Origin of the sequence: Delftia sp. DT-2, assembly GCF_028401915.1 — a bacterium.
In the GTDB taxonomy this organism is placed as follows: Bacteria; Pseudomonadota; Gammaproteobacteria; order Burkholderiales; family Burkholderiaceae_C; genus Comamonas; species Comamonas tsuruhatensis.
The window spans coordinates 292,989-308,566 of record NZ_JAQOTI010000006.1 but is presented as its reverse complement, the minus strand read 5'-3'; the positions used below and the strand labels follow the sequence as shown (position 1 = coordinate 308,566).

Below are 15,578 nucleotides of genomic sequence, written 5' to 3'. Positions count from 1 at the left end.
GAGCGGACCCCGCCTTTTGCGCTCCATGCTCCCACGCGCATCCCGCGTTAGACCCCATGAAACAAAGCGTGGTGTGCTATCTATTTTGCAATAACTGCAATGCCTGGCGCAGCCGCTCAGGCGGGTGCGGCAGCGGTGGTGCCATAGGTGCGCGCCACATAGTCTTCGACCAGGGTCTGGAATTCCTCGGCAATGCGCTCGCCGCGCAGCGTCAACGCCTTCTCGCCGTCAATGTAGACGGGGGCAGCGGGCGCCTCGCCCGTCCCGGGCAGGCTGATGCCGATGTTGGCGTGCTTGCTCTCGCCAGGGCCGTTGACGATGCAGCCCATCACGGCCACCTTCATGGCCTCGACGCCGGGGTACTTCATGCGCCACAGCGGCATCTGGCCGCGCAGGTAGTCGTCGATGCGCTTGGCCAGCTCCTGGAAGGTGGTGCTGGTGGTGCGGCCACAGCCAGGGCAGGCCGTGACGCTGGGCACGAAAACGCGCAGGCCCAGGGCCTGCAGGATTTCGGAGGCAACCACCACTTCCTGCGTGCGCGCCTCGCCGGGCTGGGGCGTGAGCGAGACGCGGATGGTGTCGCCAATGCCTTCCTGCAGCAGCACGGACAGCGCGGCGGCCGAGGCCACCGTGCCCTTGGTGCCCATGCCGGCCTCGGTCAGGCCCAGGTGCAGCGCATAGTCGCAGCGCTGCGCAAGGGCCCGGTAGACCGAGATCAGGTCCTGCACGCCGCTGACCTTGCACGACAGGATGATGTTGTCGCCGTTCAGCCCCATGGACTCGGCCAAGCGCGCGGAATCGACGGCCGAGGAGATCAGCGCCTCGAACATGACCTGGCGCGTATCCCAGGGCTGGGCGCGGCGCGAGTTCTCGTCCATCAGGCGCGCCATCAGCTCCTGGTCCAGCGAACCCCAGTTGACACCGATGCGCACGGCCTTGTCGTAGCGGGCTGCCGCCTCGATCATCTGGCCGAACTGCCTGTCCTTTTTCTCGCCCTTGCCGACGTTGCCGGGGTTGATGCGGTACTTGGACAGCGCCTCGGCGCAGGCCGGGTATTCGGTGAGCAGGCGGTGGCCGTTGTAGTGGAAGTCGCCCACCAGAGGCACGTACTCGCCCATGCGGTCGAGCTGCTCGCGGATGTAGGGCACGGCAGCGGCTGCCTCGGGCGTGTTGACGGTGATGCGCACCATCTCCGAGCCGGCCTGGGCCAGCTGGCGCACCTGTATGGCCGTCTCGACCGCGTCCACCGTATCGGTGTTGGTCATGGACTGCACGCGCACAGGCGCATCGCCGCCCACGGTGACGACATTGTTGCGCCAGACCACGCGGGCCTGGCGGGACTTGCGCGGCAGCGGCGAGGCAATCGCTATCGGCTGCTGCGTGGATAGGAAATCTTGCACGGTCACTTCACCTCAAAGCGGGCCACGTTGTCACGGGTGGTCTTGGCCACTTCCAGCAGCTCACCACGGACGCGCACTTCGGTGCCGCTGGCATTGCCGACGATGACAGACAGCGGCAGCGCACCTTCAGCGCCAACCGACTCACCTGCCGCCAGCGTCTTTTGCAGCACCACGCGGCCGTTGGCATCCTTGACCTGCACCCACGATTGTGCGCTGGCCTTCATGACCAGCACGCCACCAGGCGTTTGCGCGGCCTGGGTTGCAGGAGTCGCCGCTGCGGCATCGGCGGGCACATCGCCAGGCACGCCGGCTGCGGGAGCCGCTGCTGCAGGCGCCTGGACGGCTGGCGTGGCTGCAGGCGCTGCAGGTGCTGCAGGCGCCGCCCCTTCGGAGGCTGGCGCCGTCACTGCGGGCGCCACAGGCTCCTGGGCAGCCACGGGCTCGGACACGGTTGCGGCCGGCGACACCAGGGCAGCGGCGTCGGAAGAGCCGGCCTGCGGCTCCTCGGCATCGCCTTCGTGCTTGGGCAGGAAGTACACGGCGGCGGCGGCCGCCAGCAGCAGCAGCACGATGATGGCGACCTTGCGCGAACCGTTTTCGCGGCCCAGCGGTGTTCCGGTGGCCTTGAAGGAGCGCTCCTTGAACGTGGCATTGATGCTGCCGCGATCATCGGCCAGGCTCTTGAGCTGGGTGCGCGGCAGCAGGGCCAGCACCGAGGCCGAGTCCACGCGCAGCGTGCGGCAGACGCTTTGTGCCAGGGCCCGCATGAAGACATGGTCCTGGAAGGCGGCATAGTCATCCGCCTCCAGGGCCTCCAGCTTGGGGGCCGGCACCTTGAGCGCCGCCGCCAGTCCGGCCAGCGACAGGCCTGCCGCCTCGCGCGCCTGACGCAGCAGCGTGCCCGCCGTCATGGAAGTTTTGGCGTTCTCGCCTTGCGTACCTGCTTCGTCATGCACCGCCAACACCTCACTCATTGAATGCTCCACGCTCGTAGGCCAGCCATTGGCGGGACTCCGGGAAGCGCTGGTGCAGCTGGTCGGCCAGCTGCCGCATCGCTGCAGATTGCTGCAGCGCCCTCTCTATCTTGATGCCCAGCCACAGGCTTTCCGCGTTGGACTGGGGGCTGCTGTTGAGGCGGCGGATGTAGAACTGCGCCCTCTTGGCGTCGCCCCCCTGCAGCATCACATTGCTCAGGTGATAGGCTATCACCGGGTTGGCGGCGTCGAGTTCATAGCCCTTGAGCAGCGCCTGCTGGGCCTCGACCAGCAGACCGGCCTGCTGCAGGCACAGGCCCTTGGCCATCCATGTCTTGGGACGCTCCAGGTAGCCGGGCTGGGCCAGTGCCTTGTCCAGCCATTCCTGGGCCTGCACATACTGCTTGCGCTGGCACAGCAGCCATCCGTAGTTGTGCTGCAGGTCACCGTCCTGGGGGCGCAGCGACATGGCCTTGCGCAGGCTGGCATCGGCCTGGTCCCAGTCCTGGTTGCGCATGTAGATCAGGGCCAGCAGTCCATAGCCATCGGCGGAACCGGGGTCGGAGGCCAGCGCCTGGTTTACCTCTTCCAGGGCCACATCGATGCGGCCGGCCTGGAAGTAGGAAGCCGCCAGCTCCAGGCGAATGGCCGCGCGGCGACGGGGATCGACCTCGGCGGCCGAGGCCATCGAAGCATTGGAGACGGACGAAGCATTGCCGGAGCCTGAATTCGCCGAAGGCACCAAAGGTTGCTTGCCGGCGCAACCGGCCAAGGCAAGGACCAGCACCGGCACTGCCCAGCGCATGCATCCACCGATACCCCCCGATCGCAGCCGCCGAGCCACTGACTTCATGAACTGTCCCTTTGTTCCGTAGGTCCTCTCAAGGCATCTGCTTGAGAACAATGGTGCGCTGCTTTGCCATGCGCTCGGCAGCGCGCGTGCGGTCCTTGACATCGCCAGCCAGCTGTCCGCAGGCTGCGTCGATGTCGTCGCCACGTGTCTTGCGCACCGTGGTCACAATGCCGGCATTGCTCAGCAGGCTGGCGAACTCCGTCACCCGCGCTGCAGGTGAACGCAGCAGGCCCGAGGCCGGGAAGGGGTTGAACGGAATCAGGTTGAACTTGCACCAGCTGCGGCCGTCGCCACGTGCGCGGACCAACTCTATCAGTTGGCGCGCATGCTCGGGCTGATCATTGACGCCATCGAGCATGCAATATTCGAACGTGATGAAATCGCGCGGCGCGAACTCCAGGTAACGCTCGCAGGCATCGAGCAGCTCGTGGATGGGGTACTTGCGGTTCAGCGGCACCAGCGGGTCGCGTAGCTCGTCGTTGGGCGCATGCAGCGACACGGCCATGGCCACGGCGCAGTCCTGCGACAGCCTGTCGATCATCGGGACCACGCCCGAGGTGGACACGGTCACGCGGCGGCGCGAGAGGCCGTAGCCATGGTCATCCAGCATCACGCGCAGCGCCGGCACCAGGGCCGTGTAGTTCTGCAGCGGCTCGCCCATGCCCATCATCACCACGTTGGAGATGACGCGCTCGCCACCCGTGCCCAGGCGCTTGCGCAGCGCATGCTCGGCATACCAGAGCTGGGCCAGGATCTCGCCCGTGCTGAGGTTGCGGCTGAAGCCCTGGTGACCCGTGGAGCAGAAGCGGCAGCCCACGGCACAGCCGGCCTGGGACGACACGCACAGCGTGCCCCGGTCATCTTCGGGAATGAAAACGGATTCGACGGCATTGCCGCCCCCCACGTCGAACAGCCACTTGACCGTTCCATCGGCAGACACATGCTCGGTCAGAACCGGCAGGGCCGTGATGTGGGCACGCGCCTTGAGCTTTTCGCGCAGGGACTTGGCCAGATCGCTCATCTGGTCGAAATCGCTGGCGCCTCGCTGGTGTATCCAGCGGAACAGCTGCGTTGCGCGGAAACGCTTCTCGCCGAGCTGTTCGCAATAAGCGGCCAGTCCGTCGAGATCAAAATCTAGCAAATTGGTATTCATGTCGGCAGGCCGGTGCCACGCCGCTCTCGGCTCTTCCGCGGCAGGCATGGCCTGCACCGGACAGACCATGACGGCCGCGGAAGACGCGGGGATCAGCGCGAGTAGACGTTCATGCCGGGGAAGAAGAATGCCACTTCCACGGCTGCAGTTTCAGCGGCGTCAGAGCCGTGCACGGCGTTGGCGTCGATGCTGTCGGCGAAGTCGGCGCGGATCGTGCCCTTCTCAGCCTTCTTGGGGTCGGTGGCGCCCATCAGTTCACGGTTCTTCAGGATGGCGTTCTCGCCTTCCAGGGCCTGGATCATCACGGGGCCGGAGATCATGAAGTCCACCAGGTCCTTGAAGAAGGGACGCTCCTTGTGGACGCCGTAGAACTGCTCGGCTTCGCCGCGCGACAGGTGCACCATCTTGGCGGCGATGACCTTCAGGCCGGCGGCCTCGAAGCGAGCGTAGATCTGGCCGATCACGTTCTTGGCAACGGCGTCGGGCTTGATGATGGAAAGAGTGCGTTCGATGGCCATTTGAATGGTTCCTAATCAGGGTTACTATGGATTTTTGTCAATTGGACAAAACCGTTGATTCTAGCTGTGCCATCAAAGTCCTTGATGACATGGTGCTGCCAAAGGGGAGGCTGACCGCCGTATTTCAGCGGCGCCCTCCCGGCTTGCGCTTGGCGTTCTGGCGTGCACGCGACAGGCTGTCGGAGCCGATGTAGCCCACCGATGTACGCATCGGATCGGGCTGCTGGCTGCCACCTGTCTTGCCCCGCCCGCCTGCACCGCCCTGCCCTCTGCCCTGCCCGCCGTCCGCCTTGCCACCCTTGGGAGCGGGCTTGGCACGCGGGCCGTCCAGCATGGCATTGGGTGCCGGGCGATTGCCGTCGAAATAGCGGCCGCCGCCTTCGCGGCGGACGGTGTTGCGGTCGGCCGGGCCACCACGGCGGCCTCCGGCCGGAGGCTTGGATGCAGCAGGCGCACGCGCCTGCATGCCTGCCGCGGAGGCCAGGGACTGGATGTCGGCCTGGTCCAGCTCCACCCAGGCGCCGCGCTTGAGGCCGCGCGGAAGCACCATGGCGCCATAGCGGATGCGGATCAGCCGACTCACGGCATGGCCCACCGCCTCGAACATGCGGCGCACTTCGCGGTTGCGGCCTTCGGAAATGGTCACGCGGTACCAGCAGTTGGCGCCTTCGCCGCCGCCATCCTCGATCGAGCCGAAGGCGGCCACGCCGTCTTCCAGCTGCACGCCATCGGTCAGGCGCTGCTTTTCTTCCTTGCTGAGCGCGCCCAGCACGCGGGCCGCGTACTCGCGCTCCAGGCCGAAGCGCGGGTGCATCAGGGAGTTGGCCAGCTCGCCCGAGCTGGTGAACAGCAGCAGGCCTTCGGTGTTCAGGTCCAGGCGGCCAACGGACTGCCATTTGCCATGCTGCAGGCGCGGCAGCTTGCGGAACACCGTGGGGCGGTTCTGGGGATCGTCGTGCGTGACGACTTCACCCACGGGCTTGTGGTAGGCGATGACACGCGCCGGCGGCGGATCGATGCGAAAGCGGATGGGCTGGCCGTTGACCTTGATCTGGTCGCCGAACTGGATGCGCTGGCCCACGTGGGCAGGCTCGTTGTTGACCGAGATGCGGCCTTCAAGAATGAGCTGCTCCATTTCAAGGCGCGATCCCAGCCCGGCCTGGGCCAGCACCTTGTGCAGCTTGGGCGAATCGACCTGGGGCAGCAGTACGCGCTTGGCAGGCTTGGCATCGTCGCGCTCTTCGGCGGCGTCGAGCTCGCCCGAGATGACGTCCGCAAAACCGTAGCCTTCGGCAGACCCTGAGTCGCTTGACTCTGATGCATCAGCCGTCACCAGCTCCTGCTCGGTGTCTTCGGCAGGCACCGCCTCGGCGGCCGGGCGCGGCTTGCGCGCAGGCCTGACGCCAGGCCGGGACTCGGCCTTGGGAGCGCGCGAGCGCGCGGGGCGGGCCTTGCGCTGTGCGCCAGCCTCGTCGGACGCCGGCTGGGCGTCCTGGTCCTTGGAGATATCACTACCCGTCATGGCTTTCCTTCTTCGGCCTGCAGTGCAGCGCCGTCCGTATCCGTTGTGTCTGTCGTATCCGCGGTGTCCGCTTTTTCCGCTGTGTCTGCGGTCTGCGCAGCTTCTGCGGCACTCGCGGCATCTGTCCCATCCGGTGTCTCAGCCTCGCCCGAGGGCGCCTCTGGCAAGAGAGCGGCAAGGGCGTCGTCTTCACCATCCTCGACCAGCTCCTGCAGCTCCGTCTCATCGGCCTGCAACGGCACCTGATCCAGCAATTCCTCGCCCACGTCCTGCGCGCCGATGACTGGCGGCACTTCGTCGGGACCCCAGCCTTCGGTCGGCGGGGCGTCACCGGCTGGCACACTCTCTTGCACCTCAGGCTCGCCCGACTCCTCCAGCGCCTTGAACAGGCTTTGCTGGGATTCGGGCTCCTCAAGCATGGGCAACTGGTCCAGCGACTGCAGGCCCAGGTCGTCCAGAAACTGGCGCGTGGTGGCAAACAAAGAGGGCCGGCCCACGGTTTCCCGGTGGCCAATCACCTCGATCCAGCCCCGGTCTTCCAGTTGCTTGATCAGCAGGCTGTTGACCGTCACACCACGTATGTCCTCGATATCACCGCGCGTCACCGGCTGACGGTAGGCGATGATGGCCAGCGTCTCCAGGGTCGCACGGGTGTAGCGTGGCGGCTTTTCGGGATGCAGCCGGTCCAGGTACACCCGCATCTCGGGCCGGCTCTGGAAGCGCCACCCGGACGCCACCTGTACCAGCTCCACGCCCTTTTGCGCCCAGTCCTTCTGCAGGTCCAGCAGCAGGTCCTTCAGCGTGTCGGAGCCCAGCACGTCATCGAACAGCGAGCGCAGCTCACGCAGCGTGACAGGCTGCGGCGCGCAGATCAATGCAGTTTCCAGGACCCGCTTGGCATCTACCGTATTCATGGCTCAGCGTCTCGGGAACAAAGGCGCGCGTGCCACCAGGGGTGGCAGCCAGGGTGCGCCGAATCAAAGAAGAGGAAGCAAGCGCTCCACAGATGCCATGCGAGAGATGGTCAGAGGCTTTCGGCGGGATTGTAGCTCAGCCCCCAATTTTCCAGCGCCTGCGCCATGTCGGCGGGCAGCGGCGCATGCAGCACCAGGGCCTGGCCCGTCATGGGATGGGTGAAGGCCAGCCGGAAGGCGTGCAGGGCCTGGCGCGTCATGCCGCCAGCGTCCTTGCCGCCGTAGACGGCATCGGCCACCAGCGGATGACCCAGAGAGGCCATGTGCACGCGGATCTGGTGGGTGCGGCCCGTATGCAGCGTGCAGCGCACCAGGCTGACCTCGTCGTTGCCGGCCAGCAGGTCGATGTCGGTGCGCGCGGTCTTGCCCGCATGCTGGGCCAGGTCGACCACGGCCATGCGCAGGCGGTTGCGCGGATCGCGGCCGATGGGCGCATCGACCTCGCGGTGCTTGCGCGGGCCCCAGGCCTTGTGGGCCAGCGCCAGGTACTGCCGGCTGACATCGCGTGCGGCGATCATGGCCACCAGCGCATCCATGGCGGCGCGGCTGCGCGCCACGACCATGAGGCCGCTGGTGTCCTTGTCCAGGCGATGGACGATGCCGGCGCGCGGCACCTCGCGCGCCTTGGGGTCGCGCCCCAGCAGGCCGTTGAGCAGGGTTCCCGTCCAGTTGCCGGGCGCCGGGTGCACGACCAGGCCAGCCGGCTTGTTGACGACTAGCAGGTGCTCGTCCTCATGCACCACGTCCAGCGCCATGTCCTCGGGCTGGAAGGCCATGCTCTGCTGCGTGGGCCACATCTCCAGCACCATGCGGTCGCCGGCCGCGACCTTGGCGGAAGGCTTGCCCAGCACACGCCCGTTGAGGGTGACCGCGCCCTGCGCAAGCAGCTGCTGCAGATAGCTGCGCGAGAACTCGGCCACGCATTCGGCCAGCACCTTGTCGGCGCGCAGGCCGTGCTGGGCGGGCGGCACGGTGATTTCGCGCAGCTCGGCGGTGGTGGCCTCGACCTCGCCACCTTCGGCGTCGGCCTCGTCCTGGTCCTGGTCCTCGACCGATTCCGGCAGCGGTTCGCCGGGCGCAGAAGAAACAAGCCCCTGCGGGGCAGGGGCTTGTCCGGTTTGCCTGGTGCTGCGGCTCATCAGCGCGAAGGCAGGTAGCGCGAAGGATCGACAGGCTTGCCCTGGCGACGCACCTCGAAGTGCAGCTTCACGCGGTCGGCGTCGGTGCTGCCCATCTCGGCAATCTTCTGGCCCTTGCGCACGGTCTGGTCCTCCTTGACCAACAGCGTCTGGTTGTGCGCGTAGGCCGTGAGGTAGGTGTTGTTGTGCTTGAGGATGATCAGGTTGCCATAGCCACGCAGGCCGGCGCCGGCATAGACCACGCGGCCATCGGCAGCGGCCATCACGGGGTCGCCGGCCTTGCCTGCGATGTCATAGCCCTTGTTGCGCGCCTCGTCGAAGCCGGCAATCAGGCTGCCCGAGGCAGGCCAGATGAAGTCCACATCGTCGGCGCCCTTGCCGGCTGCGGGTGCAGGAGCCGGTGCCGGGGTCGGCGCGGGTGCAGGCGTTGCGGTGGAGCTGCCAGACGATGCCGAGGATGCCACGGGCGGCAGCGGCGTTGCCACCACCGGCGAGCCGCTGGGCGTGGAAGAGGAGGACGAGGACGACGGCGAAGAACGTGTGCTGCCACTGTCCGAACTTGCCATGGACGAGCTGGTCGGCGGCACGACGCGAACCACCTGACCGACTTCGATCAGGTTGGGGTTCTCCAGATTGTTCCAGCGCGCGATGTCCTTCCAGCTCTGGCCGGTCTCCAGGCCGATGCGGATCAGCGTGTCACCAGGCTTGATGGTGTAGTAGCCGGGCTTGCCGGCGTTCTCGACGCCGGGCAGCGGCTTGACGGCCGCCGATGGCGAGGAAGAGGTGGAAGTGGAGGTGGATGTTCCGCGGTCCTCCACGGGAGCCCTGTTCACTTGGGATGTGCAGCCTGCCAGAACCATGCCGGCCAGCACCACCGTTCCCCAAGCCCCAAGACTTCGCGATACCAACATAAGTTATTCCCTTCTAGGCGATGCCCGATTTTAGGGGGACAAAGTTCACGGCCTCCAAAATCGATTGCGTAAACCCGTGTGAACTCTTGTCAATCACCAGCAGTGCCTGCTTACCCCCCGTAACCACCATGGGCGCGACAAGCCGCCCGCCCACGGCCAGCTGGTCGCACCAGGCCGAGGGCATGCTCTCGCCGCCGGCGGCCGAGATGATGCCCGCGTACGGAGCGCCGCTGCCATAGCCTTCCATGCCGTCTCCAAAGATCAGATGGACATTGGTCAGGCGCCAGGGCCGCAGGTTGCTGCGCGCTTTCTCGTGCAGGCCGCGCAGGCGCTCGATCGAATAGACCTCGCGTGCCACGCGCGCCAGCACGGCCGCCTGGTAGCCGCAGCCGGTGCCGATCTCCAGCACGCGGCCCAGGCCCGACTTCGCGGCCTCCGAACCCAGCAGCAGCTCGGTCATGCGGGCGACCACGCTGGGCTTGGAGATCGTCTGGCCCAGACCGATGGGCAGGCTGGTGTCCTCATAGGCCTGGTTGACCAGGGCGCTGTCCACGAAGCGGTGGCGCTCCACCGCTCCCATGGCAGCGAGCACGGCCGGCGACTGGATGCCGGTGGCGGCCAGCCGTTGCACCATGCGCGCGCGCACGGCGGCCGAATCCATGCCGATGCCCGAGGGCTGTTGCGGGGCACGGGCGGCGGCGGTGGCCAGCGCGGAGCGCGCGGGCACCGCGCGCGAGGCCGGCGCAGGGTTCTGCACCGAGCGCGCCACCCACGAGGGAACTCCGGGACGGCGCTCGCTCACGGTTGCACCGCCCCGCCCTGGGCAGGCAGCACGGCCTGACTGGCCGATGCCAGCCTGGCCGCCGTCCGCGCCCAGTAGCCCAGGTTGTCATGGTCGGTCAGGTCCACCTTCAGCGGCGTGACAGACATGTGGCCGTGGGACGTGGCGTGGAAGTCCGTGCCCTCCGAGTCATCCATGGCCGCGCCTGCGCTGCCTATCCAATACATCATTTCGCCGCGCGGGCTCTCCTGGGTGATGACGCGCTCGGCCGCATGGCGGCGGCCCAGCCGGCACAGCTTGAGCGGCTTGAGCGCGGACAGCGGCATGTTGGGAATGTTCACGTTGAGCAGCCAGGGCGACAGGCCGATCAGTTCCTGCGACTGCATGTCCATGACCAGCTGGCGTGCGGCGGCGGCGGCGGCCTCGATCTCGGACCAGCCCTTGTCCACCTGGGAGAAGGCAATGGCGGGAATGCCGAAAAGAAAGCCCTCCATGGCCGCGCCGACGGTGCCCGAGTAGATGGTGTCGTCGCCCATGTTGGCGCCGTTGTTGATGCCGGAGACCACCAGGTCGGGCCGGTAGCCCAGCAGGCCGGTCAGGGCGATGTGCACGCAGTCTGCCGGCGTGCCGTTGACATAGCGGAAACCGTTGTGGGCCTGGTGCACGTACAGCGGTGCATTCAGCGTCAGGGCGTTGGACTTGGCACTGTTGTTGTGCTCCGGCGCCACCACCTCGACGTCTGCCACCGTGCGCAGCGCCTCGTACAAGGCCTGGATGCCGGGCGCCTGGTAGCCGTCGTCGTTACAAATGAGAATCTTCATGGATACAGCAGGGATTGCGGGCGATTGTAGGCGGGCGTCTCGTCGCCCGAGGGACAGGAGGCATTCCCGCCACACTCCTATCATCGGCCAGGCATTCAATCACAGGAGACAACCACCATGCACGCTTGGCTTTGCACAACGCCCACGGGCGTCGATCAACTGCAGTGGACGCAGCTGCCCACACCCGCGCCGGGCCCTGGACAGGTACTGCTCGAAGTGAAGGCGGCCAGCCTGAACTTTCCCGATCTGCTGATCGTGCAGAACAAGTACCAGATGAAGCCTGAGCTGCCGTTCGTGCCGGGTTCGGAATACGCGGGCGTGGTCCAGGCCGTGGGGGAGGGCGTGAGCCACCTCAGCGTGGGCCAGCGCGTGGCCTGCCTGTCGGGCACCGGGGGCTTTGGCACCCATACGCTGGCACCGGCCGCGCTGTGCATGCCGCTGCCCGATGGATTCAGCTTCGTCGATGCAGCGGCTTTCATCATGACCTATGCCACCTCGCACCATGCGCTGATCGACCGTGGCCAGCTGCGCGAGGGCGAGACCGTGCTGGTGCTGGGCGCGGCAGGCGGCGTGGGCACGGCCGCCATCCAGATCGCCAAGGCGGCAGGCGCACGCGTGATCGCGGCAGCCTCCACCGACGAAAAGTGCGCGCTGTGCAAGGCCCAGGGCGCCGATGCCACCATCAACTACAGCCAGGGCGACCTGCGCGCGGCCATCAAGGAGGCCACCGACGGCAAGGGCCCCGACGTGGTCTACGACCCCGTGGGCGGCGACTTCGCCGAGCCCGCCTTCCGCTCCATTGCCTGGCGCGGCCGCTATCTGATCGTGGGCTTTGCCGCAGGCCCCATCCCGGCCCTGCCGCTGAACCTGCCGCTGCTCAAGGGCGCATCGCTGGTGGGTGTCTTCTGGGGCGAGTTCTCCCGGCGCGAGCCCAAGGCCAACGCGGCCATGATGCAGGAGCTGGCCCAGTGGTACGGCCAGGGAAAGATCAAGCCCGTGATCGACCGCACCATGCCCATGGCTGAGCTGCACGCGGCCTACGCACGCATGGGATCGCGCCAGGTCCAGGGCAAGCTGGTCATGGTCAACGAGCAGTGAACCGGGCGCCGGCCATGCCACACTGGAGGGCATTGCATTCTGAAACAACTGCCCACCCATGGCCGAGCGCTCCGCCTCCGAACTGGCACGCGAAACCCTGCGGCAACTGGCGCTGAACCGCCTGCCGCCCACCCCGGAAAACTACACCCGCCTCTATGAGCAGGCAGCCGGCGAACCCGGCCCCGCCAGCTTTCCCCAGGGGCCGTTGCGCCACGTCCATGCGCTTTTGCCTGCGCAGACGCCCGGACAGAAGCGCCTGCGCGACCAGTTGGGCGCCGCCATAGAGCGCAGCGACTGGCAGGGCCTGCAGCAGGTCATCACCGCCTATGCCAACGCGGCCCTGCAGCCGCCAACCCATGAGACCAGGCCCGTGGAATTGCCCGTGCCGCCGCCCCTGCAGGCTTTGCCCGAGGATCTGACGCAGCAGCTGGCGCGGCGCTTCGAGGCCTTCTTTGCGCTGCTGAACACCCAGGAAGCCAAGACCCGGCAACTGCATCAGCAGCTCATGGAACAGCTGCAGGCACCGCCCGTGGACGCCAAGGCCCTGGCGCGGCGCCTGCATGACCAGCACTACCAGCTGTCGTTCTCCATTGCCGACCAGCTCCAGGTCCTGCAGTTGGTGCAGGAGCTGCTGCAGACCCTGATCCAGCATCTGGCCCAGGACCCCACGCACGGCAGCTGGCTGGTGCCGCAGCTCACGGCCATCGAGCAGGCCATCACGCCGCCGCTGTCACCCGCGCCCCTGGTGGATGCGCGGCGCGAGCTGCAGACCGTGATCCACCGGCGCATGCAGCTGCAGGACGGCATGGCCGCCGCGCAGCAGGCGCTCAAGGACATGCTGGGCGGCTTCGTCCAGCATCTGGCAAAGATCACGAGCAGCAACGAAACACTGGGCGCCCGCATGGAGGAAGCCGCGCGCCAGCTGGACGGCATCCAGCGCCTGGAGGATGCCGCCCCGCTGCTGCAACAGGTGCTGGAGGCCACCCGCACCATGGCCGCCGGCAGCCGCGTGGCCCAGGAAGAGCTGCAATCGCTGCGCAGCCATGTCGATGCCTGCGAGGCGCGCATAGAGGCCCTGCAGCAGGAACTGGACGAGGCCGCGCGCCGTGCACGCCACGATCCGCTGACCGGCCAGCTCAACCGCCTGGGTGTGAGCGAGGCGCTGGACCGCGAGGTGGCGCGCGCCCAGCGCCATGGCCAGCCGCTGAGCGTTGCCCTGCTCGACATGGACGGCATGCAGGCCCTCAATGCCGAGCTGGGGCATGCCACGGGCGATGCCGCCCTCATCCATGTGGCCCAGCTGGCACGCCAGGGACTGCGTCCCGAGGACGTGGTGGGCCGATACGAGGGCCAGGCCTTCGTGCTGCTGCTGCCCCAGACACCGGAGACGGCGGGCGCCCAGGCGCTGCAGCGCCTGCTGCAGCTGCTGGAGCAGACGCCTTTGCCAGCCTCTTCGCAGACGCCAGGCCAGCCGGCCCCCCGGCCATTGAGCTTCAGTGCGGGCGTGGCCCAGCTGCAAAGCCACGAAAACGGCATGGACGTGCTGCGCCGCGCGGATACCGCCATGCTGCAGGCCAAGGAGCGCGGCAAGCACAGCATTGCCACGGCATCAGGCGCACAATGGCAGCCAGTTGGAAATGCAGGCGCCGGCCTTTGATCCACCGAGGCCACGCTCCGTATCTCCCCGCTTTCTTGCGCCACCTGCCCCCGAACCGCCATGCCCCTGCCCTTCAGCGCCCCCGTCCCTGCACCGCGGCGCCAGTTTCTGGTCGCAGCGGGCCTGGCCACGGCGCTGGGCCAGTTGCCCGCCTGGGCCCGCCTGGGCGAGCGGCCTGCGCACAACCCCTTCACGCTGGGCGTGGCCAGCGGCGACCCCGAACCCGACAACGTGCTGCTGTGGACGCGGCTGACGCCGCCGCTTGCACAGCTGGGCGAGACCGACACCACAGCCATGCCTGCGCTCAAGATCCGCTGGGAGCTGGCGCACGACCCGCTGTTCCGCCAGATCGTGCGCAGCGGCGAGGCCATGGCCCAGCCCGAATGGGGCCACGGCGTGCATGTGCAGGTGGGAGGGCTGGCGCCTGACCGCTGGTACCACTACCGCTTCATGCTGGGCCAGGCCGTGAGCAGCACGGGCCGCTGCCGCACGGCGCCCGCGCCCGGCAGCATGCCCCAGCGGCTGCGCCTGGCCTATGCCTCCTGCCAGCGCTGGGAGCACGGCTACTACGCGGCCTGGCGCCAGGTAGTGCAGGACGCGCCGGACCTGGTGCTCTTCCTGGGCGACTACATCTACGAGTACGCCACGCCCGCCATGACGCTGGGCCTGGCCCGCACCCACAACCTGCGGGCCGCGCAAAGCCTGCAGGACTACCGGGACCGCTACGCCCTGCACAAGAGCGACCCGCTGCTGCAGGCAGCGCACGCCATGTGCAACTGGTCCGTGGGCTGGGACGACCATGAGGTGGAGAACAACTACGCCGGCGACCAGGGCCAGGGCGATGCCGGGCGCTTCCTGGCCCGGCGCATGGCTGCCTGGCAGGCCTTCTACGAGAACATGCCGCTGCGCGCCAGCGCGCTGACCGGCGCGGGCGCCCAGCATGGCGGCGGCGGGCTGCAGCTGTACCGCAGCCTGCAGTGGGGCCGGCTGGCCCGGCTGCATTTTCTGGACGGCCGCCAGTACCGCAGCGCCCAGGCCTGCCGCGCCGAGGGAGCGGCAGACAAGGGCAGCGTGCGCCCTGCGCAATGCGCAGCCCTGTCGGATACGGCGCGCAGCTTCCTGGGCTGGACCCAGGAGCAGTGGCTGTACCGCCAACTGGCCGAGGACGCCCGCCACCAGGGCAGCGAGGGGCCGCGCTGGAGCATCCTGGCCCAGCCCACCCTGGTGTCCACGCACCGGCCGCCCTCGGGATCGCAGGCCACGGACAGCTGGGACGGCTACCCTGCCGCGCGCCAGCGCCTGGTGCGCCACCTCACGCCGGGCGCCCAGCCCACGCCGCGCAACAGCGTGCTGCTGGGCGGCGACCTGCACCAGAACTATGTCTGTGCCGTGCACGCAGACCCCGAGGCCGCGCCCGAGCGGCGCAATCCCATCGTGGCCAGCGAGTTCTGCAGCACCTCCATCACCTCGCGCAGCGGCACCACCCAGGCCAAGGTCGATGCCATCGTCGACCACAACCCGCAGGTGCTGTACGCACGCTGCGAGGAACGCGGCTACGGGCTGGCCGACATCACGCCGGAGCGCTGGACCAGCGAGCTGCGCGCCGTGGCCAACCCGATGCGAGCCGACAGCCGCATCTACACGCTGGCCCGCTTCACCGTCGAGGACAGGCGGCCCGGCCCCGTAGCCAGCTGACAGGGCACTGACGCAGGGCACGACCGAAGGGCACTTTCAGCAGGCCTGGCAATCAGTGGCTATCCTGACATCGCCACCCGGC

General features: G+C 67.8%; 14 protein-coding genes. 3 read left to right on the top strand and 11 right to left on the bottom strand.

Annotated elements, in window-relative coordinates:
* Positions 1 to 116 precede the first annotated feature (116 nt).
* The 11 genes from ispG to surE all read right to left on the bottom strand — a co-directional run bounded on the left by ispG (position 117) and on the right by surE (position 11,046).
* Positions 117 to 1,400 (bottom strand): flavodoxin-dependent (E)-4-hydroxy-3-methylbut-2-enyl-diphosphate synthase, encoded by a 1,284-nt coding sequence (gene ispG, locus PO605_RS12900; RefSeq protein WP_047472013.1) that lies wholly within the window; start codon positions 1,398 to 1,400, stop codon positions 117 to 119.
* Between the two features lie 2 nt (positions 1,401 to 1,402).
* A complete protein-coding gene (locus PO605_RS12895; RefSeq protein WP_047472010.1) occupies positions 1,403 to 2,374 on the bottom strand; it encodes a RodZ domain-containing protein in 972 nt (323 codons plus the stop codon).
* Positions 2,367 to 3,227, bottom strand: a complete 861-nt coding sequence (gene pilW, locus PO605_RS12890) for a type IV pilus biogenesis/stability protein PilW (protein ID WP_174538864.1) — start codon at positions 3,225 to 3,227, stop codon at positions 2,367 to 2,369. The genes PO605_RS12895 and pilW overlap by 8 nt, the downstream gene beginning before the upstream one ends.
* 28 nt (positions 3,228 to 3,255) lie before the next feature.
* Positions 3,256 to 4,380: a 23S rRNA (adenine(2503)-C(2))-methyltransferase RlmN gene (rlmN, locus tag PO605_RS12885; protein ID WP_017404144.1), complete on the bottom strand. Its 1,125-nt coding sequence runs from the start codon at positions 4,378 to 4,380 to the stop codon at positions 3,256 to 3,258.
* Between the two features lie 92 nt (positions 4,381 to 4,472).
* A complete protein-coding gene (ndk, locus tag PO605_RS12880) occupies positions 4,473 to 4,898 on the bottom strand; it encodes a nucleoside-diphosphate kinase (RefSeq protein ID WP_016447563.1) in 426 nt (141 codons plus the stop codon).
* A 124-nt stretch (positions 4,899 to 5,022) separates the two neighbouring features.
* Positions 5,023 to 6,420 (bottom strand): pseudouridine synthase, encoded by a 1,398-nt coding sequence (locus PO605_RS12875; protein WP_272206538.1) that lies wholly within the window; start codon positions 6,418 to 6,420, stop codon positions 5,023 to 5,025.
* Positions 6,417 to 7,334 (bottom strand): SMC-Scp complex subunit ScpB, encoded by a 918-nt coding sequence (gene scpB / locus PO605_RS12870; RefSeq protein ID WP_047474400.1) that lies wholly within the window; start codon positions 7,332 to 7,334, stop codon positions 6,417 to 6,419. The genes PO605_RS12875 and scpB overlap by 4 nt, the downstream gene beginning before the upstream one ends.
* Positions 7,335 to 7,444: 110 nt before the next feature.
* Entirely contained in the window at positions 7,445 to 8,533 is a 1,089-nt protein-coding gene (locus tag PO605_RS12865; protein ID WP_272206537.1) for an RluA family pseudouridine synthase, read from the bottom strand.
* Positions 8,533 to 9,444: a peptidoglycan DD-metalloendopeptidase family protein gene (locus PO605_RS12860; protein ID WP_047475284.1), complete on the bottom strand. Its 912-nt coding sequence runs from the start codon at positions 9,442 to 9,444 to the stop codon at positions 8,533 to 8,535. The genes PO605_RS12865 and PO605_RS12860 overlap by 1 nt, the downstream gene beginning before the upstream one ends.
* A gap of 13 nt (positions 9,445 to 9,457) precedes the next feature.
* On the bottom strand, positions 9,458 to 10,246 hold the full coding sequence (locus PO605_RS12855) for a protein-L-isoaspartate(D-aspartate) O-methyltransferase (protein ID WP_016447568.1): 789 nt from the start codon (positions 10,244 to 10,246) through the stop codon (positions 9,458 to 9,460).
* The gene (gene surE / locus PO605_RS12850; protein ID WP_047468590.1) at positions 10,243 to 11,046 is read right to left on the bottom strand and encodes a 5'/3'-nucleotidase SurE; all 804 of its coding nucleotides are present in this window, start codon (positions 11,044 to 11,046) and stop codon (positions 10,243 to 10,245) included. Before surE ends, PO605_RS12855 begins: the two co-directional genes overlap by 4 nt.
* Positions 11,047 to 11,163: 117 nt before the next feature.
* Between surE and PO605_RS12845 the strand changes: the two genes are divergently transcribed.
* The 3 genes from PO605_RS12845 to PO605_RS12835 are packed head-to-tail and all read left to right on the top strand — an operon-like array spanning position 11,164 to position 15,496.
* On the top strand, positions 11,164 to 12,144 hold the full coding sequence (locus PO605_RS12845) for an NADPH:quinone oxidoreductase family protein (RefSeq protein WP_016447570.1): 981 nt from the start codon (positions 11,164 to 11,166) through the stop codon (positions 12,142 to 12,144).
* 58 nt (positions 12,145 to 12,202) lie between these two features.
* Positions 12,203 to 13,801, top strand: a complete 1,599-nt coding sequence (locus PO605_RS12840) for a GGDEF domain-containing protein (protein WP_047468594.1) — start codon at positions 12,203 to 12,205, stop codon at positions 13,799 to 13,801.
* Between the two features lie 60 nt (positions 13,802 to 13,861).
* Positions 13,862 to 15,496 carry an alkaline phosphatase D family protein gene (locus PO605_RS12835; protein WP_047468597.1) on the top strand — a complete coding sequence of 545 codons (1,635 nt, stop codon included), beginning with the start codon at positions 13,862 to 13,864 and terminating at the stop codon, positions 15,494 to 15,496.
* Positions 15,497 to 15,578 lie beyond the last annotated feature (82 nt).